The organism is Dyadobacter subterraneus (assembly GCF_015221875.1).
GTDB classification, from domain to species: Bacteria; Bacteroidota; Bacteroidia; order Cytophagales; family Spirosomataceae; genus Dyadobacter; species Dyadobacter subterraneus.
Genome location: NZ_JACYGY010000002.1, coordinates 368,564 through 393,652 on the forward strand (window position 1 = coordinate 368,564; position 25,089 = coordinate 393,652).

The 25,089-nt window shown below is 39.7% G+C and carries 17 protein-coding genes and 2 tRNA genes; 8 read left to right on the forward strand and 11 right to left on the reverse strand.

The genetic code is table 11. The features are described 5' to 3' along the window. Positions 1-116: 116 nt before the first annotated feature. Positions 117-839: a class I SAM-dependent methyltransferase gene (locus tag IEE83_RS26885; protein ID WP_194123867.1), complete on the forward strand. Its 723-nt coding sequence runs from the start codon at positions 117-119 to the stop codon at positions 837-839. A 16-nt stretch (positions 840-855) separates the two neighbouring features. Here the strand turns inward: IEE83_RS26885 and asnS are convergent, their stop codons facing one another. After that, on the reverse strand, positions 856-2,292 hold the full coding sequence (gene asnS, locus IEE83_RS26890) for an asparagine--tRNA ligase (protein WP_194123868.1): 1,437 nt from the start codon (positions 2,290-2,292) through the stop codon (positions 856-858). A 173-nt stretch (positions 2,293-2,465) separates the two neighbouring features. Between asnS and IEE83_RS26895 the strand changes: the two genes are divergently transcribed. The 4 genes from IEE83_RS26895 (at position 2,466) to IEE83_RS26910 (ending at position 4,284) form a co-directional block, all read left to right on the forward strand. Continuing rightward, positions 2,466-3,125, forward strand: coding sequence for a hypothetical protein (locus IEE83_RS26895; RefSeq protein WP_228102091.1), 660 nt, complete (start codon positions 2,466-2,468; stop codon positions 3,123-3,125). Positions 3,126-3,203: 78 nt separating this feature from the next. Further along, the gene (locus IEE83_RS26900; protein WP_194123869.1) at positions 3,204-3,989 is read left to right on the forward strand and encodes an enoyl-CoA hydratase/isomerase family protein; all 786 of its coding nucleotides are present in this window, start codon (positions 3,204-3,206) and stop codon (positions 3,987-3,989) included. Positions 3,990-4,078: 89 nt separating this feature from the next. Continuing rightward, positions 4,079-4,152 (forward strand) — tRNA-Arg (locus tag IEE83_RS26905). A gap of 58 nt (positions 4,153-4,210) precedes the next feature. After that, positions 4,211-4,284: transfer RNA gene (locus tag IEE83_RS26910), tRNA-Pro, on the forward strand. 115 nt (positions 4,285-4,399) lie between these two features. Here IEE83_RS26910 and IEE83_RS26915 read toward each other — a convergent pair. After that, positions 4,400-5,365 carry a helix-turn-helix transcriptional regulator gene (locus IEE83_RS26915; protein ID WP_194123870.1) on the reverse strand — a complete coding sequence of 322 codons (966 nt, stop codon included), beginning with the start codon at positions 5,363-5,365 and terminating at the stop codon, positions 4,400-4,402. Between the two features lie 79 nt (positions 5,366-5,444). On the opposite strand from IEE83_RS26915, the gene IEE83_RS26920 reads away from it, so the two are divergent. Then, the gene (locus IEE83_RS26920) at positions 5,445-6,608 is read left to right on the forward strand and encodes an FAD-dependent oxidoreductase (protein ID WP_194123871.1); all 1,164 of its coding nucleotides are present in this window, start codon (positions 5,445-5,447) and stop codon (positions 6,606-6,608) included. A gap of 32 nt (positions 6,609-6,640) precedes the next feature. Here the strand turns inward: IEE83_RS26920 and IEE83_RS26925 are convergent, their stop codons facing one another. The 4 genes from IEE83_RS26925 to IEE83_RS26940 form a co-directional block, all read right to left on the reverse strand. Continuing rightward, positions 6,641-8,617 carry a T9SS type B sorting domain-containing protein gene (locus IEE83_RS26925; protein ID WP_194123872.1) on the reverse strand — a complete coding sequence of 659 codons (1,977 nt, stop codon included), beginning with the start codon at positions 8,615-8,617 and terminating at the stop codon, positions 6,641-6,643. Positions 8,618-8,759: 142 nt separating this feature from the next. Beyond that, a complete protein-coding gene (locus IEE83_RS26930) occupies positions 8,760-9,155 on the reverse strand; it encodes a DUF2958 domain-containing protein (RefSeq protein WP_228102092.1) in 396 nt (131 codons plus the stop codon). A gap of 174 nt (positions 9,156-9,329) precedes the next feature. Then, the gene (locus tag IEE83_RS26935) at positions 9,330-9,905 is read right to left on the reverse strand and encodes a TetR/AcrR family transcriptional regulator (RefSeq protein WP_194123874.1); all 576 of its coding nucleotides are present in this window, start codon (positions 9,903-9,905) and stop codon (positions 9,330-9,332) included. A 242-nt stretch (positions 9,906-10,147) separates the two neighbouring features. Next, positions 10,148-12,394, reverse strand: coding sequence for a GH92 family glycosyl hydrolase (locus IEE83_RS26940; protein ID WP_194123875.1), 2,247 nt, complete (start codon positions 12,392-12,394; stop codon positions 10,148-10,150). A 275-nt stretch (positions 12,395-12,669) separates the two neighbouring features. Between IEE83_RS26940 and IEE83_RS26945 the strand changes: the two genes are divergently transcribed. After that, positions 12,670-15,237, forward strand: coding sequence for a Kelch repeat-containing protein (locus IEE83_RS26945; protein ID WP_194123876.1), 2,568 nt, complete (start codon positions 12,670-12,672; stop codon positions 15,235-15,237). Between the two features lie 7 nt (positions 15,238-15,244). Here IEE83_RS26945 and IEE83_RS26950 read toward each other — a convergent pair whose 3' ends face one another. Together IEE83_RS26950 and IEE83_RS26955 are read right to left on the reverse strand one after the other, a co-directional pair. After that, a complete protein-coding gene (locus tag IEE83_RS26950) occupies positions 15,245-16,807 on the reverse strand; it encodes a glycoside hydrolase family 43 protein (protein ID WP_194123877.1) in 1,563 nt (520 codons plus the stop codon). A 62-nt stretch (positions 16,808-16,869) separates the two neighbouring features. Further along, a complete protein-coding gene (locus tag IEE83_RS26955) occupies positions 16,870-18,174 on the reverse strand; it encodes a glycoside hydrolase family 99 protein (RefSeq protein WP_228102093.1) in 1,305 nt (434 codons plus the stop codon). 125 nt (positions 18,175-18,299) lie between these two features. Between IEE83_RS26955 and nfi the strand changes: the two genes are divergently transcribed. Beyond that, the gene (nfi, locus tag IEE83_RS26960) at positions 18,300-19,016 is read left to right on the forward strand and encodes a deoxyribonuclease V (protein WP_194123878.1); all 717 of its coding nucleotides are present in this window, start codon (positions 18,300-18,302) and stop codon (positions 19,014-19,016) included. On the opposite strand, the gene IEE83_RS26965 is transcribed toward nfi, so the two are convergent. The 3 genes from IEE83_RS26965 to rpoC form a co-directional block, all read right to left on the reverse strand. Next, positions 19,013-20,098 (reverse strand): glutaminyl-peptide cyclotransferase, encoded by a 1,086-nt coding sequence (locus IEE83_RS26965; RefSeq protein WP_194123879.1) that lies wholly within the window; start codon positions 20,096-20,098, stop codon positions 19,013-19,015. The genes nfi and IEE83_RS26965 overlap by 4 nt on opposite strands. Positions 20,099-20,274: 176 nt before the next feature. Beyond that, the gene (locus IEE83_RS26970) at positions 20,275-20,601 is read right to left on the reverse strand and encodes a DUF3467 domain-containing protein (RefSeq protein ID WP_194123880.1); all 327 of its coding nucleotides are present in this window, start codon (positions 20,599-20,601) and stop codon (positions 20,275-20,277) included. Positions 20,602-20,760: 159 nt separating this feature from the next. Beyond that, positions 20,761-25,083, reverse strand: a complete 4,323-nt coding sequence (gene rpoC, locus IEE83_RS26975) for a DNA-directed RNA polymerase subunit beta' (RefSeq protein ID WP_194123881.1) — start codon at positions 25,081-25,083, stop codon at positions 20,761-20,763. Between the last annotated feature and the right edge of the window lie 6 nt (positions 25,084-25,089).

The window sequence follows — 25,089 nt, forward strand, 5'->3', positions numbered from 1 at the left end:
ATACAAAATAAAATTTTCCAGGCTTACAAAGATATATATTAGAAAGTAAAGAACCTGACTCCGATTTAGATTGATTCCAAAATATGTTAACACCACAGACAAACCCGGCAAAATAAATGACAACTCCATTAGCACAAAAATCAACAATTCAGGAAATCCAGACCCGTTTTGATCATGATGTTGAGCGTTTCAGCAAGCTTGAAACCGGTCAGCAGGCAACAATTGATGCGCCTTTGGTACTGGATCTGGTGGCAGAAACAGCCGCTTTACATTTAAAACCTAACGATACGATTCTGGATATTGGCTGTGGTGCAGGAAATTTTACGTTGAGAGTTATACAGGAAGTTCATCCGTTGGCATGTCATCTGGTAGATCTTAGTCAACCTATGCTGACAAGAGCCAGTGAGCGCATTGAAGGTTCCGGTGTGAAATATGTTCAAACCTATCAATCAGATCTTCGCGATCTGGATTTTGAAGAAAATTCCTTTGATTGTATTCTGGCGGGAGCCGTTTTGCATCACCTTCGCGACGATGAAGACTGGCAGGAAACCTTTGAAAAATTATATATCTGGCTAAAACCAGGCGGAAGAATTTATGTTTCCGATCTAGTTTCTTTTGATGAACCGGGCGTTCATCAATTGATGTGGAAACGTTATGGCGATTATCTGGAATCGCTTGGCGGAGCGGAATATAAAGAAAAAGTCTTCGCTTATATTGACAAGGAAGACTCTCCGCGTTCTTTGCCGTTTCAGCTTGGTTTGCTGCGTTATTCCGGCTTTTCTCATTATGATATTCTTCACCGCAACAGCGTTTTTGCCTGCTATTACGGTGAAAAATAGTTTCAGAAAGCGCTGATTAAAACTCAGCGCTTTTTGGATATCTTGGGAAAGGAATCACATCACGGATGTTACCCATTCCGGTCACGAACAATACCAGACGCTCAAAACCCAGACCAAAACCGGAGTGAGGCGCCGTTCCGAATTTACGCGTTTCCAGATACCACCAGATTGTTTCCGGATCGATTCCTACTTCATGAACACGTTCCAGTAATTTCTCGTAGTTATCTTCACGCTGACTCCCGCCGATAATCTCTCCGATTCCAGGGAAAAGAACGTCCATCGCACGAACCGTTTTTCCATCGTCATCCAATTTCATATAGAACGATTTGATCTCACGCGGATAGTTGGTCAGGATAACCGGTTTTTTGAAATGTTTTTCAACCAGGTAACGCTCATGTTCGCTGGACAAATCAATTCCCCAACCTACAGGATACTGGAATTTCTTTTCTTTATGTGGTTTCGATTTTAAAAGAATATCGATCGCTTCTGTGTAAGTCAGACGCTCAAATGCATTTTCAACAACAAAATTCAATTTTTCCAAAAGTGGAATTGAACGTTCGTTTTGTGGTTTATTTTTATCTTCTTCTGCCAAACGGTTTTCAAGGAATGCCAGATCATCTTTGCAGTTTTCAAGTGCATAAGTGATAACAGTCTTGATGAAATCTTCCGCCAGATCCATATTATCTTCCAGCTCAAAAAAAGCCATTTCAGGCTCAATCATCCAAAACTCAGCCAAATGGCGGGTTGTGTTTGAATTTTCCGCACGGAACGTTGGGCCGAAAGTATAAATTTTTGAAAGTGCCATCGCTCCCAACTCGCCTTCCAATTGGCCGGATACCGTCAGGTTTGCTTCTCTTCCAAAAAAGTCTTCTTTGAAGTTAATTGCGCCTTCGTCTGTTCTTGGCAATTTTTCCAGATCCAGCGTCGTAACGCGGAACATTTCACCAGCACCTTCCGCATCGGAAGCAGTGATGATTGGTGTATGAAGATAGAAAAACCCTCTGTCGTTATAATATTTATGAACCGCAAAAGCCAGGGCATGACGAATACGTAAAATTGCACTGAAAGTATTCGTACGTGGGCGTAAATGCGCTATTTCACGTAAAAATTCAAGCGAATGTCTTTTTGGCTGCAACGGATAAGAATCCACATCTGCCGTTCCATAAACAAATATATCATCGATTTTAACCTCCACAGCCTGACCAGAACCCTGAGATGCTACAAGCTGGCCCGTTATTTTTAGACAAGAACCAGTGGTGACAGTCAGCAAAAGTTCAGCAGAGAATTGTCCCGGAGCGGCCACCGCCTGAATATTATGAATGGTTGATCCGTCGTTAAGCGCTATAAAAATCGCGTTTTTACTTTCACGTTTCGTACGTACCCAACCTTTCAGGGTAACGGATTGTCCATCCGGAGTCTGTTGTAATAATTCTTTGATCTGCAAAGGTCCCATCTTAATATAAATTCAATCCTTATTAAAACTCAACTGTAAACTTTCAATTTTTTATGAGGCGCAAAATTACAAAATACCCTACGAAAACCTATTCTAAAAGACCAACTTACTTTTATGTTTAAAAAGGTCATTGCCCGAACTGGTTTATGGCTTAATTTTGTTTCTTGCAAACTATGACTAACGCATATCCAATTTTGAATACCCGAATCGCCACATTTTTATCCGTAGTATTTCACCCTCTGATCATTACTACATATCTTTTTGCAGTCCTTTTCCTTATCACACCTGAACTTGCCGGCGTTAGTGCGCTGGAACTTCCGGGACTGGGCAGCCTTTTACTTTTGATATTTTTGAACACTTTTGTAGCACCTACAATTGTCATATATTATTTCTATCGACTGGGCATTGTCAGCACTTTGCATGTAGATTCCCTGAGTGAAAGACGTTTGCCTTACCTTGCAACGGGTATTATTTATGCCATTGCCACCTATTTATTCGGATGGAAATTGCAGCCGATAGCTGAACTGGCTCCGCAAATTTCTATTATTCTCGGAAGTGTTACCATTTCTTTAATTATCGTGGCCGTCGTGAGTTTATCATGGAAAATTAGTGCACATGCAACCGGCATGGGTGGTGCAATTGGCATTCTGACGGGACTAATCCTTCGTTTTGAAGAACATTTATTGTTGACCCCGCTTCTTATCGTAATACTGATCAGTGGTATTTTATTAAGCGCCAGACTTTATTTAAATGCCCATACGCCTGCACAAATTATTGCAGGATTTGCGTGCGGACTTGCTGTGAGCAGCGCCGCCATTTATTTTTTATTCTAAAAGCGATAGCAGTAAGGCTGAAAGATTACCGACTTATATTTGACAAATTAAGTCCCGGAATAATCTTCATCCTTTACTATGGCTACTTACCAAAATCTTCTTTTCAACAATCATGAGGGTGTTGTCAGGATCAGCCTCAACAGACCGGCGGTACACAATGCCTTGACGCTGGATTTAATCAAAGAAATTACCACTGCATTTCAGCAAGCGGGAGAAGATTCTTCTGTTCGGGTAATTGTTTTGACTGGTGAAGGTGAAAAGGCATTTTGCTCAGGAGCGGATTTAAAAGCGGCCATGGAATCCGCAAAAAGTGCCGGAGAAATGCTTCGTGAAGGATATAATCCGATGATTGAAACTATAAGAAATATTCCAAAACCGGTTATTTGCAGATTGAACGGTCTGGCTGTTGGCGCCGGATGTTCGCTTGCTCTTGCCTGTGACTTGATCATTGCCAGTGAAGATTCCTATTTAAGCCAGATGTTTGTCCAAATTGGATTGATGCCGGATGCAGGTGCTTCATTCTTTTTGCCGAGATTGATAGGAATGGCCAGAGCTTTTGAATTAGCCTCAACAGGAAGAAAAGTTTACGCACCGGAAGCCGTTCAGATTGGATTAATAAACAAATCAGTTCCGAGAGAAAAATTGGACGAAGCAGTTAACGAATCTATCTCGTATTACCGCTATGCGCCTACCAAAGCGATTGGCGCAATTAAAAAAGTTTTCAATCAATCCTTCGAATCTAATCTGACTGAAATATTAAATCTTGAAATGGAAAATCAGGATTTACTTCAAAAAACACAGGACGCCACCGAAGGAATTTCATCTTTTTTACAAAAGAAAAAACCTGATTATCAGGGTAAATAAAATTTTAGATAAAAATTTTAAAATTATTTTCTTCCAATATTTGCATAATCAAAAAGCAAACTCTATCTTTGCAGTCCAATTCAAGGAATGGATTTGTAGCTCAATTGGATAGAGCACCTCACTACGGATGAGGAGGTTTGGGGTTCGAATCCCTACAAGTCCACGAAAAGCACTTATCAGAGATGATAAGTGCTTTTTACTGAAAAGAAAATACTTGGATTCGGGGAGTGGCGCAGCCCGGTAGCGCATCTGGTTTGGGACCAGAGGGTCGCAGGTTCGAATCCTGTCTCCCCGACAAAAATGAAACACTTGACATTGATTTGTCAGGTGTTTTTTGCTTTAAGTAGTTTTAGAGGTTTTTAAAGTTTTGATAATTGAAATTCAAATTATCCTTGAAACAAATCTCTAATTTACATGGCTGAATACTTCTTAGGTTTCATGCCCATATGCTGCTCAAAAACTCTTGAAAAATGACTCAGATTGGTAAAACCCAACTGATAACCAACCTCAGAAACCGTCAATCGTTCTTCCCTGAGTAAACGTGCGGCTTGCTGCATTCGTGAAAACTGGTAATATTCAAAAACGCCTTTTCCGAATGTTTGTTTAAAAAGTTTTCGCAGTTTAGGCTCGCTCATCCCAGCTTCTACGGCCAGCTTACCAATATTCGGGGGCTCGTCCAGCCTCGACTGCAAACGTAACTTAATCGCATAAATAGCCTTGATATCGTCAATATGCATAACACTTGTAGGCATAGATTCCCTTTGAATGAGCAGGGTAAATATGTAACAAAGTAATTCTTCACATTTCAGTTTACAGTAATGACTTTCCAAACTTTCCGGCACAGGCAGATGCACAATTTCACTCGCCGTTTTAATCATTTCAGGTGAAATGCCTGTCTCAAAAGCAAAGTTCTCTTTACCTTCCAGAATACTGATTACAACCGGATGCATTATGTCTCCAAAGCGCTGACGGAGGTATTGCCGGGAAACTGCGATCGCTATATTTCTAAAAAAAGTATTTGAAGGCATTGTGAGTACCGATGAAACTGACTGCATACAGATGAATACATTTGTCTGCTCGGATGCCAGTTGTTTTTCTTCTTTTACTGTGGAAGTAATAACACCGCTTAGTGAAAAAATAATGTCGTTCTGGCCTTCTGCAAACTCATTTGTCCGCTCCAATAAAACTTCCTCGTTCAGATAATAATTTCTCACCATCATCCGCAGCTCGTTGTTCTCCCATGAAAAACCGGTGATGTAACCCTCCCCCTTACTTTTGGGAATATTATAAAATCGGCCCTGAACAGTTGCACCAATTGCCTTGGCAAATTGTAAAGCAACACCAGACCTAAATTTATCTGTAACTGAAACTTTCATTTACGACTATTTTTATATCAAAAACAGATATTTTAATTATAAATGTAAATATAATTTTGTGGTCATAAAAATAGAAATTATGTTACTACAAAATAAAGAAGTCGCAATTGTTGGTGGTGGTCCGGGAGGATTAACATTGGCACGATTACTCCAGTGCAAAGGAGTAAATGTGAAAGTATACGAAAGAGATGAAAACAGAGATGTAAGAGTACAGGGCGCTACACTTGACCTGCATTTCGAATCAGGATTAAAGGCAATTGAAGAAGCTGGCTTGATGGATGCCTTCAAAGCGAATTACAGACCAGATAATGATAGGTATCGGGTTGTGGATCAACATGGAACCATTGTTTATGATGACCATACCAAAGAGTCTACAGGTAATTTTGGGGATAAATATTTCAGACCTGAAATTGATCGCGGACCATTAAGAGATATTTTACTGGATTCATTAAAACCCGACACAGTTGTTTGGGATAGTCACATTGTTTCGCTTGAAAACATTGGCAATACCTGGAAAATAATTTTTCAAAATGGAAAGACTGCTTTTGCCGATATTGTCATTGGAGCAGATGGAGCTAATTCCAGGATTCGTCCGGTTATCACTCCAATAAAACCGATTTATTCAGGCGTTACTTTTTTAACAGGAAATATTCCTGATTCGGAAAAAAACACACCAAAAATCCACGGTTTGTTAAAAGGCGGGAAAATTTCTGCCATGGGCGATTCAAAAACAATATTTGCTAGTGCCAAAGGCGACGGTAGTCTCGACTTTTATATTGGCTGGAAAACAAGTGCCAATTGGGCTAAGGAAAGCGGTATTGATTTAAAAAATAGCAAACAAGTTTCGGAATGGTTCAACAAAGAATACGTCAACTGGGACAGTATTTGGCAGGAATTATTTGACTATGATCAGACACATTTTATACCCAGGCCTTTATATGCTATGCCCATGGACCAATATTGGGAAACACAGCCAAACATAACTTTGCTCGGTGACGCAGCGCATCTCTTACCTCCCAACGGAGAAGGTGTGAATACGGCAATGCTTGATGCTATGGACTTATTTGAGAGCTTAACCAGCGGAAAGTTTAGCGATTTAAAATCGGCAATTGCTCATTATGAAAAACTGATGTTTGCCAGATTTGTTGAAGAAAGCAAGGAAACAGCAGATTTTATGGACTGGACATACTCACCTGAGGGATTAACCATCATGGTGGAAATGATGAATCAATTACCAAATTGAAGAATGAGTAATCAGCTATGTTGGCTCATTACTCATCTTACCAATAAAACCGTTCCGCTTCTACTTACAATTTCACCGCTTGTAGTCACAGCTTCCATTTTCCAAACATAAACACCGCTATCAGATTTGATTCCATGGGTTTTCCCGTCCCATCCCTGGCTCAGCTGTTTGGAAAAATAAATTACTTCGCCCCAGCGATTGTAAATTCTCAGATAATTAAGTGAAGCAATACGATTCGTTATGGGTGTCAACATTTCGTTTTTACCATCACCATCAGGTGTAAATATATCGGGAAGGGTTATTGAAGCAGGAGGAATTACGGTCAACGTCACTTGACCCGTTCCGCTACATCCTTGTGGTGTACTCAAAATAACCGAATAAACCTGGCTTGCGCTAAGCGTAGCATTTGGATTGGCTATTGCAGGATTACTAAGCCCATAAGGCGGCGACCAGCTGTAACTCACACCAGAAATACCAGTCAGTTGCGGAGAGGATGAAATAAGCTGAAATGGTGTATTAGGCGGTATGTCAGAATCCGGGGTAACTATTACCTTTATTTCAGGAATAACGGTCACCGCGACAGTATCTTGGGAAGAGCAACCTTTATCGGTGGCGGTAATAATGTATTGGGTTGTTTGTTGTGGCGAGGCAAAAGGTTCAAGTGCCGCTGCATTATCAAGCCCGGCAGCAGGAGTCCAGGAATAATTTGTGACATTTGCAGTCGTCAACAACTGAATTTCCTGCCCGATACAAATTGTTGTGTCAGAAATGGTTTTTAACTCAATTCCACCATTTAGTTTCACTGTAATTAATGTGTCATTGATGCAGCCATTATAATCTTTGACAAAAATCTTGTAATCTTTCGCAGTAACGTTAAAAACATTTAATGCCTGATAATTTATTGAATCAATGGAAAACTGAAATGGAGAAATTCCGTTTTTGGGATTTACAGTCAAAGTTGCCTGCCCGTCACATTTGCTATCATCGATATCAACGGAAATATTCATAAATGATACGTATGCCGGTTTAGTATTGCTTATTTCCTTACCACATGCCTCATTTTTTATTGTTAGTGTAATCTTTTTATTACCTTCCTCATTCCAATGCAAAAGGAAAGGACCTTTATCCGATCCGCTGATAATCTTTGCACCGTCAAAATTCCAATGAAAAGAATATCCGGTGGCCGACGGCAAAACACCGGTATAAGCAACTTTAACATTTTTATTTCCACACACCGCGGCCGGATCAATAGAAAAATCAGCACTTACGTTGATATTGGCAACACTGCAAATATTCTGATAATCTTTTGATACCAACGTTTGCGAAGAATAGTAATTCGTAAAAGACAAAAAGGCAAAATTTGCTTCGCCCGATTCGCAGGAAACTTCATTATCATCACGAAATATATAAATCGGAACTCCTGTTTTTCCTACATATTTTTTGCCGCTGTCGTCATAAGAAACAAAGAGTTTATCGTTGACGTAAACATCCATGACACCCGTTTGTCCGTTCCGTGTAAATGTCAATAGATAATATTTATCCAGCTTGAAATAAGGGCAATCACCAGCAATACCTGTCGGAAAAAAATCTATACAACGATCATTGGAGCCTGCAATATCTTTAAAATAAATTCCCTCATCCAGTTGCCCATTTGAAAAATCAATAATCCGCGCCCATGTTTTACCCCATCTCGTGTTCTTGATATACATTTGAATGGTGTAAGTTTCAGAAACTGTCCCTGCTGTATTGGAATACATAAGCCCATAATTCAAATTGGTATGGTATACAGTTCGGGATATCTGGCAATCAAGATTGTCAGCCACAAAAGCACCTGGCGTACCTCCTAATGTACAGGAACCAAGCGCATTTACCTGTAATAAATCGGGTGCACAAGCAGGCTCTGCAACGCTGAAATTATTAGTAAACCGATAGGAGTCTTCTACATTTTGCGCAAGACAAATGGCATGTAGGAACAGAAAAGCAATGGTTTGTAAAAATCCCGACTTCATATCGACAACGCCATGGGCATAATTACAAGTTAACGTGAGTAAAGGCGGTACTAAATTCCTAATAATTTTGAAGTTATTGGAAATAACAATTTAGCCCGATCATGGCACAAATTCAAATTAAAAATACCTAAGAAAACGATCCTTATTGAAATTCTCTTTCTGCAATCGCTTTTACGGCACGTTCAAGAATTTCTTTATCTTCTGTAATTCTTTTTACCATTTTAGCAGCCTCTGCATAAACACTCATGGGATACTGCGGTATAAAATCTTTATCCATCTCCACCATCGGCACTTTTAGCCTGGCGTGTTTTATACTTTCAAGGTGGTCAATGGAAACATAACTCAATTCTGTATGACCCTGACCCAAATCACAAAGTCCGAATGCAATATTATTGGCCGGATCCAGCTCTGACAAAAGCCATATTGCCTTTCCATATTGGGAATATAATTTAACTACCGGCGCATGATCTTTTCCAAGCTCATTCTGAACTTCGAAAGCATTCTGGATCATGATCGTTCTTAGATCTTCTGAAATCATTTTTGACATACTCCAAATATAACAGCTGAAGCATTATTTGACAATTAATATTAGATACAAACAGGTCAAAGTTTTGTAAGACCGGTAACTGGTTTAATTGAGCAACAAAAAAGAGGCCTGATTTCAGGCCTCCGTATAAATTCAGGAATTTTCATTCCGTATAATTTTAAAAAATTAGTTTTTAACCATATTGATTAAAAACTCCGCCAGCTTTTCAACCTGTTTTTTATCCTTTGACAAGATAAATGTCTGCCATAAACCTGTGAAATTTGCAGCTATAAATTCCGCCAGAAGCTTTGGATCTTTATGGACAGAAATTTCTCCCTGCGCTTTGGCATCTGTTAAAAGTTGTTCGAAAAAATCAACAATGTCCTTCCAGTTATTTTTGATAATGGAGTGTACACTTTGATCCACAGCTGCAAGTTCAAAAGTTGAATTGACTGCCATGCAACACTTGCCGGTATTGACCGTTGCTTCTACCGCACTACGGATCATATTTTCCACGCGTTCCATCGGAGAAGTCCCCGAAGCAGCTTCCTTATGCTCTTTTAATTTTTCAGCTGCATAATTACCAAGACACTGTAAATACAAACTATGCTTGTCACCATAAGTATCATATATACTTCCTCTGTTCAGGCCCATGGTCTGTACGAGGTCTTCCATAGAAGTAGCGTTGTAACCTTTTTCCCAAAAAAGATCACGCGCCTTTTCCATTCTTTCTTCCGGATCAAACTCCTTTTTTCGTGCCATAACACAAATATACCATCTTGAACGATTGTTCTAAAATTATTTTACTACTTAGGAACAATTGTTCCTGAATAATGGTGCAATTTTTTTTAAAAGATGTAAAAATAGTCTGCCAATATTATTAAGTAAGCATAACAAAAACAAAAAATCAGGCCATAAGCCTGATTTAAAGGATTTTCCAAAAGGAAAATTTTAAGGGTAGGAATAGTTAAGTTCTTAAAATTTCATGGCTAACAGAGAAAGGATTATTTACCAAGTCCCCAGCTTTTATTAGGTTTTGGTCCCATTTCAAGTTCCAGCGTTCCACCGGCAACGAGCTGTTCATGCGTGAAAGTCGGCACATTCAAAACTTTGCCGTCAAACTTTGCGCTTTGGATGTATTTATTGACCACAGAACTATGGTTAGCGATTACTTTAAATTGTTTTCCATTTGGAAGAGCAATTGAAACTCTTTCAAAAACAGGACTGCCAATGGTATATTCCGGCTTACCAGGTGTAACCGGATAAAAACCCATGGATGAAAAGACAACAAAGGCCGTCATACCGCCGCCATCTTCATCACCGGGAATTCCGAAAATATTGTCTTTAAACCATACATCAAGCAGGAAGCGGATTCGTTTTTGTGTTTTCCAGGGCGCATCCGTGAAATTGTATAAATACGGAATATGAAAACTTGGCTCATTTCCCATTGAATATTGACCAACAGGTCCGGTAGCATCAGGAAATTTCGCCCAGAACTCATATTTGCTTCTCCCAAGATCTTCCCTGTAAAGCTGATCCAGATTATTTTCAAATTGTTTTTTCCCGCCCATCAAGCCGATTAATCCAGAGATATCGTGCTGAACCTGCCATTTGTAAGTATATCCATTATTTTCATCGTAATATTCACGACCGCCCATGCCTCCGTCAAATTTCGGATCGATAGGAATCCAGGCACCTTTACTGTCTTTTGGCATGAACATATTTTTCTCCGTACTCCAAAGATTTTTGTAGTTCAATGCACGAGCGCTGAAAGTTTTATAATCACCCTGTTTGCCCAGATCTTTTGCCAGTTCAGCCACCGCCCAGTCATCATAACTTCCGCCCAACGTAACAGCAACTGCCTGACGTTTTTCAAAAGGATCAACCAGTTTCACCGTTTCTTTTTCATCTTTTCTCAAAGCAGGAAAAAAACCTTTGGTACGATAAATATCATCCAGTTCACATTTCGGTCCGTTTCTCCATGGAAGCATCGTTGCCTCGGTCGCATTTTTATACATACCGGAATATGCTTTTGAAACATCGAAATTGCGAAGTCCTTTTCTATACCCATCCAAAAAAGTAACCGAAGAGTGAAATCCATTCATACAGGCGTGATCTCCAAAAAGTACGGGAAATGTTGGGAGCCAGCCGCTTTGATCATACATGCTTACAAATGAATTCAGCATATCCTCTTCCTGGGCAGGATTTAAAATAATTCGCAAAGGATGATGTGCTAAATAAGTGTCCCACGTCCAGTCGTCCACGTAAAAGGGACGATTGCTGTTATGTATCTTTTTATCAAAACCGCTGTAATATTGATTATCCTCAGAGATATCAACCATACGTTCATAAGTGCGGTAAAGAGAGGAATAAAAACTGCGCTTCTGCCCTTCTGTACCGCCTTCAACCTGAATCTGGTTTATGACATCCGACCAAACTTTTTCTCCCTTTTTCTTTAATTCGTCAAAACCGGTTGATTTTAATTCTGCTTCAAAATTCTTTTTGGCCTGTTCGGGACTGATGTATGAAATGGCATATTTCAATTCGATTTTGCCGTTTTTATTATCAGGAAAACTAATCCAGGCTTTCGCATTTTTTCCTTTAATAGTTTGTGCTGACGAAGTTTTGTCATTTTGTAAAATACCAGCTGTACCTTTTTCGCTGAAAACTCCGTACATATAAACCGGAATATCATCGTGATAGATTTCTGTTGCTATGATTTCATTTCCGGAAATAAATTTCCATGAACCTTCACCTTCATTATAAAGATTGAACAAAAGACTTTTGGACGATTTCTCAGGAAATTCGAAACGAAAAATTCCAGTTTTCTTACCCGGCGTAAATTCAACAGTAACTTCGTCATCTACCAGATAAGTGGAATAATACCAGGGCTGGGTTACTTCCAGATCGTGATCGTAAGCAAGTTTTTGTTTCCAGCCGGAAGCGGTTACTGGATTTACAGTCGGTTTTATAGAAAAAGCCTGTCCAAGGCGATGGGAAACAACAATAAGCGGAAAACTGGAAATCTGGTCGTCGAGATAATCTTTTCTTTCCGGAAACATCCGGATCATCTGGTTAGGAAGCTGAACTGTTGGTCTGGTTGGCTCCAAAAGCTGCCCTACATTTCCAACCCGCAGATCAATATATTTTAAATTATCAACACCGTTTTTTTGCGCCAGGGAATTATAATGAAAACAAAAACCAACTAAGATTAAGAAAAGGATTTTAAACGTTTTGAAAGGAAGAATCATGAAACTGAATTTATTAATTGTAACGGTGCTTATAATTTTAAGGATTTATTCTTTGTTCAAATATAAACAGCTTAGCTTGCCAACTTACACAAGACAAATACTGTTATTAAAAACACTAACTATTGTTTAATTTTAAATCAATAATGTCATATTGCGATTGAAATAAAGTGCCAATTAAACATTGATCCATTAAAAAAAAATTAATAATTGATTAACAAGACCCTTAATGACTACCTGGAGGGAATTTTAATTTTATTTCTCTCTATCTTATACCTATGAAATTCAAGTTTCTCTTCTTTTTATTAATCATTGTACTAATTCCCGGCTTTTTTCACTTTTGCCAGGCACAATCCTATGGCCTTGGCTTCGACAGTTTCGAGGTGATACAGGACAAAAGAACCGGTTTGGATCTGAGTCCGGATAATACTTTCTGTTTTGACAAAAATTTTGAATTGTCATTTGAGCTTTCATTTCTCGCCAACAAGAAAATTTATTTCGGGTACATCGTAAGGCTTATTGAAAATGATAAGCAAAACATAGATCTGATTTATGACAACAGTGCCAATAATCAACATTTCAAACTGGTTATCGGAGACAAATTTGCTCCCGTCTCATTTGATTTTCCCGGCAATGATCTTTTCAAAAAATGGAACAGAATTACCCTGAAATTTGATAAAGAAAAAAAGAACATTCGGGTTGTCTACGGCGACAAAAGTTTTACTCAGCCTGTGAATATTACGGATAACGGATGTTTTAAAATCTTGTTTGGGGCAAATCAGTATAAAGATTTCAAATCAACGGATGTGCCTCCGATGAAGATCAGGAATATCTCCATTCTGGAAAACGCGCAGCTAAAATACCACTGGGCACTGGATGAAACGGACGGCTTAAAAGCGCTTGAAGAAATCCAGAAAAAAGATGGTTTGGCTGTTAATCCGGTGTGGATAAAAAAATTGCATTATGAATGGCAGCCGGTTCAGATGCTGAGTATGCAAAATTTCGTTAAAGTCGGTTTCGATCAAAATAAAGGTGTTCTTCATTTCCTTTCGAAAGATTCGCTGGTTAGTTATAACATCGCTGGAAATACCATTGGCATTGTTAAATTCAATGACCAAAAACAGACGCTTTACATTGATAATCAAGTCCTTTTTAATAAGAACAAGAATCAATTATTCAACATTTATATTGACGAACAGCAAGTTTCAACTTTTGATATAAAAAACCGGAGCTGGGATAAAACCGGAATAACAGCTGCTCTAAAAAAGAATTTCCTGCATGCAAACAAATTTTATTCCGCACAGGATTCTTCCATTTATATTCTGGGAGGTTATGGTCATCTGGCTTATAAAAATAATGTTCAGCGGTATCATGTGTCTTCTGGAAAATGGGAAAATATCAATGTGAAGGATTCAGTTTTCACTCCCAGATATTTAGCGGCTCTGGGTACAACCCAAAACGGTGCTTACATTCTTGGCGGTTATGGAAGTTCAACCGGACAACAAATGTTAAATCCGAGAAACTGGTATGATTTGCTCTTTTTTAATACAAAAACGCACCGTTTCAAAAAGATCTACGAGCTAAAAACACCGGAAGAGGATTTTGTCTACGGTAATTCTATGATCATTAATGAAAAAGACAGCAGTTATTATGCGTTGATTTTTCCAAAACATAAGTTCAATTCCGAGTTACAGCTTATTAAAGGATCTCTGACCAAACCGGATTTTAAAATTGTCGGATCTAAAATCCCCTATCAGTTTGTTGATATCCAGTCTTATGCGGATTTATTTTTTGATTCATTGAGTGGAAGATTCGTAGCAGTCACGACATATCAGGCTGAAAATAACCAGACAAAAATTGGAATCTATTCGCTTTATGCGCCGCCATTGGAATCGTTACAGCCAATCGCAGCGGTTGAAGCCCAGAACTACAAAACTGTCTGGATCGCTGCCGGTTTTGTAGTTTTGGCTCTACTTGCTTTCAGTTATTTCAAGTATGCCAAAAAAGAGACAAAAACTGAAATACCGGTTGCAGCAAAAGAATCCGAAATTATCCCAATCACAGAAGGTGAGCCAGAAATTCCAGTTCTGAAAGAAATTGTAAGTGAAAACAAAATAACTGCACTTCAAAGCAGCATCTTCCTATTCGGAAATCTTCAATTGTTTGATGACGAAGGCAATGAAATCACCAAGCAGTTTAGTCCGCTTGTGAAGGAATTATTTCTGGTCATTCTGCTTTATTCGATCCGTTGGGAAGGTATCAGTTCTGAGAAATTGAAAGAATTACTTTGGTTTGATAAACCATCGGAAAGTGCCCGGAATAATCGCTCGGTTAATATCGCGAAGCTGAAAGGGATTCTTGATAAAATGAAATACTGCCAGGTTTCAAAAGAAACGGGTTATTGGAAAATCAAGATTGACTACGACAAAATTCATGTCGATTACACACATTATCTGGCCATCATTGGCAACAAACGCGCTTTGAATAAAGAAAATATTACTGAGTTGGCAGAGATTACCAAACGTGGTAATTTCTTGTCCAATGTTGAATACGAGTGGCTCGATAGTTTCAAATCTGAAATTTCGAATGAAATTGTTGATACTTATTTACGTTTCGCCGCTACGGTAAAAATTTCCGATGATCCGGAATTCCTGATCAAACTTGCCAATTATATTTTCTATTTTGATCCGGTAAATGAGGAAGCGATGATCATTAAATGCAAGGCACTGGCACATTTGGGCAAACATTCCCTGGCAAAAACTACTTTTGAGAATTTTGCCAGAGAATATAACCGCATTTATGGTGAAGATTTCCAAAAGGATATGCCGGAGGTTTTACACTCTTAAAATCCTATTAATTGTAATTCATCTGAATAGAACGGATCGAACTTTTTCCGGATTTATTTCCGGAAACATTTACTCCTACCCGGGGAGCACGATCCCAGCGCGGAAGCCATGAACCTTCAATTTTCAGAGGTGGCTGATTCGCTTTTTCGCCTTTAATATTCCAGCTAAATTCAAAAAACCGTCCAAAACGACTTTGTAATTTCAAATTAACGGCTTCCGATTTTCCTTTGATTTCCTCCGTGTTAATTACTTTATAAACTCCGTCTTTTATTTGCCACAAAGTAAGTTTGTCTTTCTGGATACCAAATCCGATGGCATTATTAGCGTCACCATAAACGATAATATTTTGTACAACTTCCTCATTCGGAATTATTTCTGTTGAGAAATTGTAATTTCCGTTTTTTACAACCAGACCAAGAAAATTACCGGTGGTTGTCGGGTTGCTATTTTCTATTTCTAATAATCCATCCTGAACTTTATGTGCAGGTTTGGGAAAACTGACATCATAAACCCAGGAAAGTTCTTTCGCTGTTTTATCAAAACTGATTTCTACATCTTTATTTGTTTTTCTACTTGCAGTTAATGGCGTTTCTGCTTGCGCAGGCGTTGTTATTCCATATCGGAACGACGGCCATTTAGTAGTTTCATCCCAAACAAGTTCGCTTAACACACCTTGTCTGCCGGCGGAGGTAAAATCAGCGCCATTGTAGGCGTGGTGTAAATAAAAATAACGGTTATCCGGTGTTGTCACAACTGTTCCGTGTCCCGGACATTTCCAGGTTTCATCACTAACAAGAACCGGATTTCCTGAGTATTTCGTCCATGGCCCTTGTATTTTTTCAGCTCTTGCCAACCCTACCTGATAATTACAATTTTCACCGCAACATGCATTTCCGGAATAAAGCATGTACCAATAATTTCCTCTTTTAAATAGGGCCTGGCCTTCCGCCCCGCCACTTTCCCAGTTATTTGCATCTGCTTTTATCAAGGTGAATTCCTTACCAATGACTTTCAGACCATCATCAGAAAGCTCTGCGCCAAGTATTTCAATTCCTCTACCCTTATCCAATCCGTATGCCTTCCAGGTGAAAAATAATTTGCCCTTATCCTCAACGACAAAACCGTCGATAGCTTCCTTTGTCCATTCCAATAGCAAACCATGATCGGTAAATCCTTTTTTCAGATCTTTTGTGCTGGCCACGCCAATGAAAGATTGTTTGTCAGATTTCCGGCGCGCTGTGTAATACACGAAAAAAGTACCGTTGCGATAAAATAATTCCGGCGCCCAGTAACTTCCCATCGTCCAGGAAGGTAATTCCGCAAAAACAGGACCTAAATATTCCCAGTCAACCAGGTTTTTTGAAGTATAAATCGGATAAGCCGGCCCCCATTCTGATGAAGTTCCTGCTGCATAATAAGTATCTCCTACCCGAATCACAGAAGGATCAGCGAAATCACCGGCGATAACCGGATTGCGGTAAGTACTAACAGGTTTCGGAGTTATTTTTTGAGCAAAAACAGTCCCGGTAAAAATCAGGCAAAGAAAAGTCAGGCGAAGAAACAATCTCATTTTTTTCGTTGGTTACAAAATCAGGCTAATAAAGAGAATTATTTGTAAGAAACCAATTTGAGTTAATTCTGACGAACCGGTTTTTTAGCATTGAACCCCTTATTTCCGTGAAACCATTTAGCTCCTTGCCCGGTTAGCCATAAATAGTAATCTGTGCTGAGCCCGGTTTCAATACCCACAAATTTTCCGTCGCCATTAAGCGGAACGTCCTTTTCGTTTTTTGTTTTGAAAATGGCAGTTCCTTCATCAATTTCATCAAACATGGCTACATACAAAGCTTCTGCACCCGCCATTTTTGCTCCTGCAATTTGCTTCCACAAAAAATCACCTTTGGCTCTTGGAATCTGGTTATACAATGTTTTATCATTTTTCAAGTTTCCCCAACTGAATCCAGGAAAGACCAGTGGAATGTACCCAATGTTATTTTTCTTACACCATGCGATATCTTCCGACAGATTAGCAGCGACAGTTTTATAAGAATCAGAATTATATCTTCCAACGGCCCAGGGCATAATGATATCAGCACTTTTAATCAAAGTGTGTAACAATGTGGAATTTTCTGTATCCTTTGACAGACTTCTCCAATAATATGGCACACCTAGCAAAATAGAAATTTTTCCATTTGAGCCCTTTAATTTTCCTACCAGTGACTGGATGTCACCAATCGTATATTTTCTACTATCATTAAATCCAACGCCCCATATTGCCAGCAACGGACGACCGTTATGTCTTAGATATGTTGGATTTTCTTTGTTATCAAAAAGTTTGAAAACTGTCTGCAATTGCTCCCAGTCCTGAGTAATCAGGTCCATATCAGCAGAAACCGATCCGCTCAAATCGTACATGATGCTAATTGCTCTCCCGTATTTCTTTGCGGCTTTTAAAGCATTAGCCAGAACCTTGTTAAAATGATTTTTTCCTCTTTCACTTTTTATTTCGCTGACAAAACGCTGCATGTAAACGCCATCAATATCATGTTCTTTCATCCACTTAAAATGAAGATCAACAGTTGATTCATCATAGGGACTAAAAACATTTGCGGTATTTCCGTCTGCATATTTGAATGTCGTTTTGTAAGTTCTTTCATACTCACGAACATCTGGCCAAAAATCAACTGAGGCAAATCCCGGTTCGAATTTTTCGCCTTTCTGATAATGATGCCACCCACGGCCGCTGCCATCACCTTCGGCTGTAAACCAACCCTGATATCCGGCCATAACCAAACCTTTGTACGTTGTAAACAAGCAGCCAGATTCGTTATATTTTATCTGTTCCATCTGTTTGCCGACAGTACCAGTCGGCTGACTTTGGCAATTCATTGAAATAACCAGAACAAGAAAGAGCGTTGTGAATAATTTTATTTTCATGATGAGCAGGAAATGTAAGTGAGACAGATGGAATGACATTTGTAATAATCAATTATCCAAACTAAACAAGAGCTACTTAAAAATTGGTTAACAAAGCATTAATGTCGTAATGAAAATTTAAAAGTATGAATGAAAATACCACACATTATGACGACCTAAATCTGGCCGAAGCGAAAGAGATTCAAAATGAATTGCGTGATAAAATAAATCTCGACCCGCTTATATCTCCGATCACAACCATTGCCGGAGCTGATATTTCTCTGAACAGATTCAGCGAAATTATTTTCGCGGGAATCGTAATTCTTCGCTATTCTGATTTGCAGCCGATTGCTTATTCCATGGTAGAGAGTAAAACCAGTTTTCCTTATGTACCAGGATTTCTGGCTTTTAGAGAAGTGCCCGCGTTGGTTCAGGCTTTACAGCAAATACCCGTCAAGCCGGATGTTTTCATGATTGACGGACATGGAATTGCCCATCCAAGACGCATGGGAATTGCCGCTCATTTCGGTGCTTTGACTGGTACTGTTACGATGGGATGTGCCAAAAATATTTTATTTGGTAAATGGCATGAACCTGGTATTCAGAAAGGTGATTACCGGCCAATAATGAACAAAGAAGAAGTAATCGGATATGCTTTAAGATCCAAATTTAAAACCAATCCGGTTTTCATTTCACCAGGAAATCGAATGAGCTTAAATGATAGTCTGGATATTGCTATTCGTTGCGCCGGGAATTACCGTTTACCTGAACCTACCAGAAGAGCGCACGAATTCGTAAATCTATTTCGTACCGGAAAATTGAAAGAAGGTTATCATGAATTGACACCTCAACTATTATTTTAATTTTTTGAAGCCAGTGTTTTTTTGTTTTTCTGAACAGCTCCTGAAACACGAATTTTGAATAAAGTTGGCCAGTTTTTACCGGTTATATAAAAAGCATTTTCCATAGGCTGATGTGCGATACCATTCAAAACGCTAGATCCGGTTTGGTCAACTTCCGCTGGGATAATTTTCTTCATATCCATTGTTGCCACTACTTTTCCAGTTTCCGGGTCAATCTGGATAATCCGGTCTGTTTCCCAAATATTTGCAAATATATATCCGTCCACATATTCCAGTTCATTAATTTTTATAACCGGACCTTTGTTATCATAAATTTCAACTTCACCCGTTTTCTGGAATTCCGTGTTGAAAAAGTAAAGTTTATTTGATCCGTCACCCATGATAATTGTCGAATCATGATGCGTCATGCCCCAGCCCTGGGTGTAATAAGTGAATGTTTTGTCCAGAGTAAAATCCATATTGTAACGGAAACCCACACCGGTAGTCCAGGTTAACTGGTAAATCTTATCGTTAACAATCGTCAAGCCTTCTCCAAAATATTGATCTGCCAGAGGTACCGATTTTATGGTAGCACCAGTTTTTAAGTCAATTTTTAACAAAAGAGATTTTCCGTTTTCTCCGGTACTTTCATACAATTCACCCTTATAAAATTCAAGTCCCTCGGTAAAACTCGTTTTTTGATGCGGGTAAGAAGACAAGACGCTGTAAGACATTTCTTTTGGTATAATGTCAGACACCAGTTCAACTGATAAAGTATCGGTAAATGCCTCTTTGGATTTCGTAGTACCACTTACAATAAGTTGTTTCCAACCGGTTTTTTCCGATTCAGCTTTGACAAATACAGTATCTGGTATTTGTCTCGCTCCATTAACTTCTATCCCATTCCATCTTACAGAAAATGTCGAGACTGGCTGTGTGAAACCGATTCCAATCGAATCTCCTATATTAAATCTGCTCTTTGCAGTAACGGCCACAGGTATTTTTTGAACAGCGGCTGTCTCTGTTTTTTTTTCCTGTTTACAAGAAAAAATCACAAAACTTATCAATATAACAAGAAGAAAATGTGTGCTACGCGTATTCATAAATGGTATTTTACAATTTGACTGCAATATCCGCAAAATCACTAAAACGATTTCCTGTTTCTTCGAATATTTCAATATGAACAATTTCGAACTTTAATTTTTGGGTTACTTAATAACAAAAAATCCTGCTGCCATAGTATCGTGCAGCAGGATTTAATAAGTAAACTTTATTGCTATTACGCTTCTCCGCCCGGGCCTCCGAAGCTGATTGGAAAGTTAAAAGTCGGATCGGTATCGTGATTGCTCTGAATCGGACCGTACTGGTCCTCGTATTTTTCGATATTATCTTTTAGAGCGGCTACCAAACGTTTTGCATGTTCAGGTGTGATAATGATGCGCGCTTTCACTTTTGCACGGGGAACGCCTGGCATCAGACGAATAAAATCCAGTATAAATTCGCTGTTGGAATGCGCGATCATAGCAAGATTGGAGTAAACTCCTTCGGCCATTTCCTCCGAAAGTTCTACATTAATTTGCTGCTCGTTTTCTTTGTTGTCTTCCATCGTTAAGTTTTCGGTAGTGATTGGGTGCCGGATATATTTTGCAACAGGTTATTCACATTGTTTAGAAAGTGAAAATTACTAAAATTATACAGCATCTAAAAACAAAGAGTCGGTTCCGCTTGTGCAGAACCGACTCTTTTTATCTTAAACTAAATCCTACTATACCAATTCACGTTTTTTACGTGACTGTTTTTCGCGTGATTCAGCCAATGCATCGTATTCTTCTTTCGATCCAACGATGATGTCAACATATTTACGCATACCAGTACCGGCCGGGATTAAGTGACCTACGATTACGTTTTCTTTCAAACCTTTCAATTCGTCACGTTTTCCACGTACCGCAGCTTCTGAAAGTACTTTGGTTGTTTCCTGGAACGAAGCCGCAGAAACAAAGCTTTCAGTACCTAATGAAGCTTGTGTGATACCCATCAAAGTAGGTTTCGCCACAGCAGCCTGTGCATCACGCGCAGCAACCAGTTTAAGGTCACGACGTTTCAAGCTTGAATTTTCATCACGTAAACGACGTACTGAAATGATCATACCTGGTTTAAGCGTTTCCGAGCTACCAGCATCTTCAACCACTTTCATGTCAAGTATTTTATCATTTTCTTCACGGAATACAACGCGGTCAACTGCTTGCATTTCAAGGAAGTTAGTATCACCTGCGTCAAGTATTTCTACTTTCTGCATCATCTGGCGTACGATACACTCGATATGCTTATCATTGATCTTCACACCTTGCAGACGATATACCTCCTGAATTTCATTCACAAGATATTCCTGAACTGCTGTTGGTCCTTTGATAGATAAGATATCTGCTGGTGTGATCGCTCCGTCAGATAACGGATCACCTGCTTTTACGAAGTCACCATCCTGTACAAGAATGTGTTTCGAAAGAGCAACCATGTAGCGGCGTTGTGTACCATCTCTTGATTCGATATGAATCTCGCGGTTACCACGTTTAACACCACCATATGATACAACACCATCGATTTCAGAAACCGTTGCAGGGTTTGATGGGTTACGTGCTTCGAATAATTCCGTTACACGTGGCAAACCTCCCGTAATATCGCGTGTTTTTCCAACAACACGTGGGATTTTTGCCAAAGGCTGACCCGCTTTAATCGGCGAACCATTCTTAACAACCAAACGAGCTCCAACTGGTAAGTTATATCCTTTTTCAGTTTGGTCCTTTAACAACGTGCTCTTACCTTTTACCACTAATGCAGGGTTTTTGGTTTTATCACGTGTTTCAATAATAACTGATTCCTGGAAACCTGTTTGCTCATCAAATTCTTCACGGTATGTAATTCCTTCTTCAATAGCATCGAATGAAACGGTACCAGTGAATTCAGAAAGGATTACTGCGTGATATGGATCCCAGGTACATAGCTCCTGTCCTTTCGTTACTTTGTCGCCATCTTTTACAAGGAGCTGAGCACCGTAAGGCACGTTGTTAGAGATTAGCAACTGACCCGTTTCAAGGTTAACGATTTTCACCTCACCTGAACGGCCCATTACCACTGTAATTGGATCTCCTTCATTATTTACTGAATCAACAAGACGAAGTTCTTCAAATTGAATTGTTCCGTCAAACTTCGCTTTGATGTTGGCATCAACAGAAATGTTGGATGCCGTACCACCCACGTGGAATGTACGAAGCGTAAGCTGTGTACCTGGCTCACCAATTGACTGCGATGCAATTACACCCACAGCTTCACCGATGTTAACCATGTAAGCCGAAGCAAGAGAACGTCCGTAACATTTCGCACAAACACCATTACGTGTTTCGCAAGTCAGTACAGAGCGGATTTCTACGCTTTCGATACTTGTTTCATCAATATAAGAAGCAATTTCTTCTGTGATTTCCTGACCAGATGTAAGGATAATTTCTCCTGACAAAGGATCAAAAACATCATGAACACTTACGCGTCCAAGGATACGCTCAGATAGAGGTTCAACGATATCTTCGTTGTCTTTCAAAGCTGAGATCGCAATACCACGAAGAGAACCGCAATCATTTTCAACAACTACAACATCCTGCGCTACGTCATGCAAACGACGGGTCAGGTAACCTGCATCCGCTGTTTTCAAGGCTGTATCCGCAAGACCTTTACGTGCACCGTGTGTTGAGATAAAGTATTCCAAAACGTCAAGACCTTCTTTAAAGTTAGAAAGAATCGGGTTTTCAATAATTTCACCTGCACCACCAGCCATGTTTTTCTGAGGTTTAGCCATAAGACCCCTCATTCCACCCAACTGACGAATTTGTTCACGGGAACCACGCGCACCTGAGTGCATCATCATATAGATGGAGTTAAATCCACCCTGATCCGTTTCCAATTGCTTCATCAACGTTTCTGTGATACGTGAGTTAACACGTGTCCAGATATCGATAACCTGGTTGTAACGTTCGTTTTCAGTGATAAGACCCATCAAGTAGTTACTCCAAACGTTTTCAACGTCTATTTTCGCCTGCTCGATCAGTTTAACTTTTTCGTCCGGTACCATTACATCATTAAGCCCCATTGACAAACCACCTTTAAAGGCCATTTGGAAACCGAGTTCTTTGATTTCATCCAGGAATTGCGCTGTACGTGCAACACCCGCAAGTTTGAATACCAAACCAATGATCTGCTGCAATTTTTTCTTGGTAAGCAGCTCATTAATATAACCTACCTCAGCTGGAACCGCCTGGTTGAACAGGATACGACCGGCAACTGTGTCGACTAATTTAATTTCAAATGTTCCATCGTCATTACGTACACGCAGACGGCATTTGATGTTAGCATGCTTAGAAAGTTTGCCTTCGTTAATCGCGATGATAACTTCATCCGGACCGTAGAAAGTCATTCCTTCGCCCATGATCGGATACTCAGGAGTACTGATACGACCTTTTGTTACATAATACAGACCCAAAACCATGTCTTGTGACGGTACCGTAATCGGTGCACCATTCGCAGGGTTAAGAATGTTATGAGAAGAAAGCATCAACATTGAAGCTTCCAAAACGGCTTCCTGACCCAATGGCACGTGAACTGCCATCTGGTCACCGTCAAAGTCAGCGTTGAATGCAGTACACACTAATGGGTGCAACTGGATTGCTTTTCCTTCGATCAGCTTAGGTTGGAAAGCCTGGATACCCAAACGGTGAAGCGTTGGAGCACGGTTTAGAAGAACAGGGTGTCCTTTCAAAACGTTTTCCAAAATATCCCAAATCACAGGATCTTTACGATCTACGATTTTCTTAGCTGATTTTACAGTTTTAACGATTCCGCGCTCGATAAGCTTGCGAATGATAAACGGCTTGAATAATTCAGCAGCCATATCTTTCGGCAAACCACACTCGTGCAGTTTCAATTCTGGTCCTACTACAATTACAGAACGACCAGAATAATCGACACGCTTACCAAGTAAGTTTTGACGGAAACGTCCTTGCTTACCTTTAAGCATATCAGATAGCGATTTCAAAGCACGGTTCCCTTCGGAACGTACCGCGTTCACTTTACGGCTGTTATCAAAAAGCGAATCTACCGCTTCCTGCAACATACGTTTTTCGTTACGCAAGATAACCTCAGGCGCTTTGATCTCGATCAAACGTTTCAGACGGTTGTTACGAATGATAACGCGACGATACAAGTCATTTAAGTCAGAAGTCGCAAAACGACCACCATCAAGAGGTACAAGCGGACGAAGTTCTGGTGGAATTACCGGAACCATTTTGATCACCATCCATTCAGGGCGGTTTTCAACACGTGTGTTCGCATCACGGAAAGCTTCAACAACTTTCAGACGTTTAAGCGCTTCCGCTTTACGTTGCTGAGAAGTATCAGTTGCAGCCTGGTGACGAAGTTCGTATGAAAGCTCATCCAGTTTGATACGGTTCAAAAGCATTTCAAGCGCATCAGCACCCATTTTCGCGATAAACTTATTTGGATCCGTGTCAGGAAGCAATTGGTTTTCACGAGGAAGTTTGTCGATGATGTCAAGATATTCGTCTTCTGTAAGGAAGTCAAGGTAGCTAACGCCATCTTCTTCTTTAACACCAGCCTGAACTACGGCATATCGCTCGTAGTAAATGATCTGATCCAGTTTTTTGGTAGACAATCCCAGCAAATAACCGATTTTGTTCGGTAAGCTACGGAAGTACCAGATGTGTGCAACAGGAACCACAAGCTCAATGTGTCCCATACGCTCACGACGTACCTTTTTCTCAGTAACTTCCACACCGCAACGGTCACAGATGATACCTTTATAACGGATACGTTTGTATTTTCCACAATGACATTCCCAATCCTTCACAGGACCGAAAATACGCTCACAGAACAAACCACCCATTTCCGGCTTATAAGTCCGGTAGTTGATAGTTTCAGGCTGGGTTACTTCACCGAATGAACTTTCCAGTATCGATTCAGGTGATGCCAGACTGATTGTCATTCTGGAAAAATCACTATTTAGTTTTTTGTTCTTTTTGAAAGACATAATTAA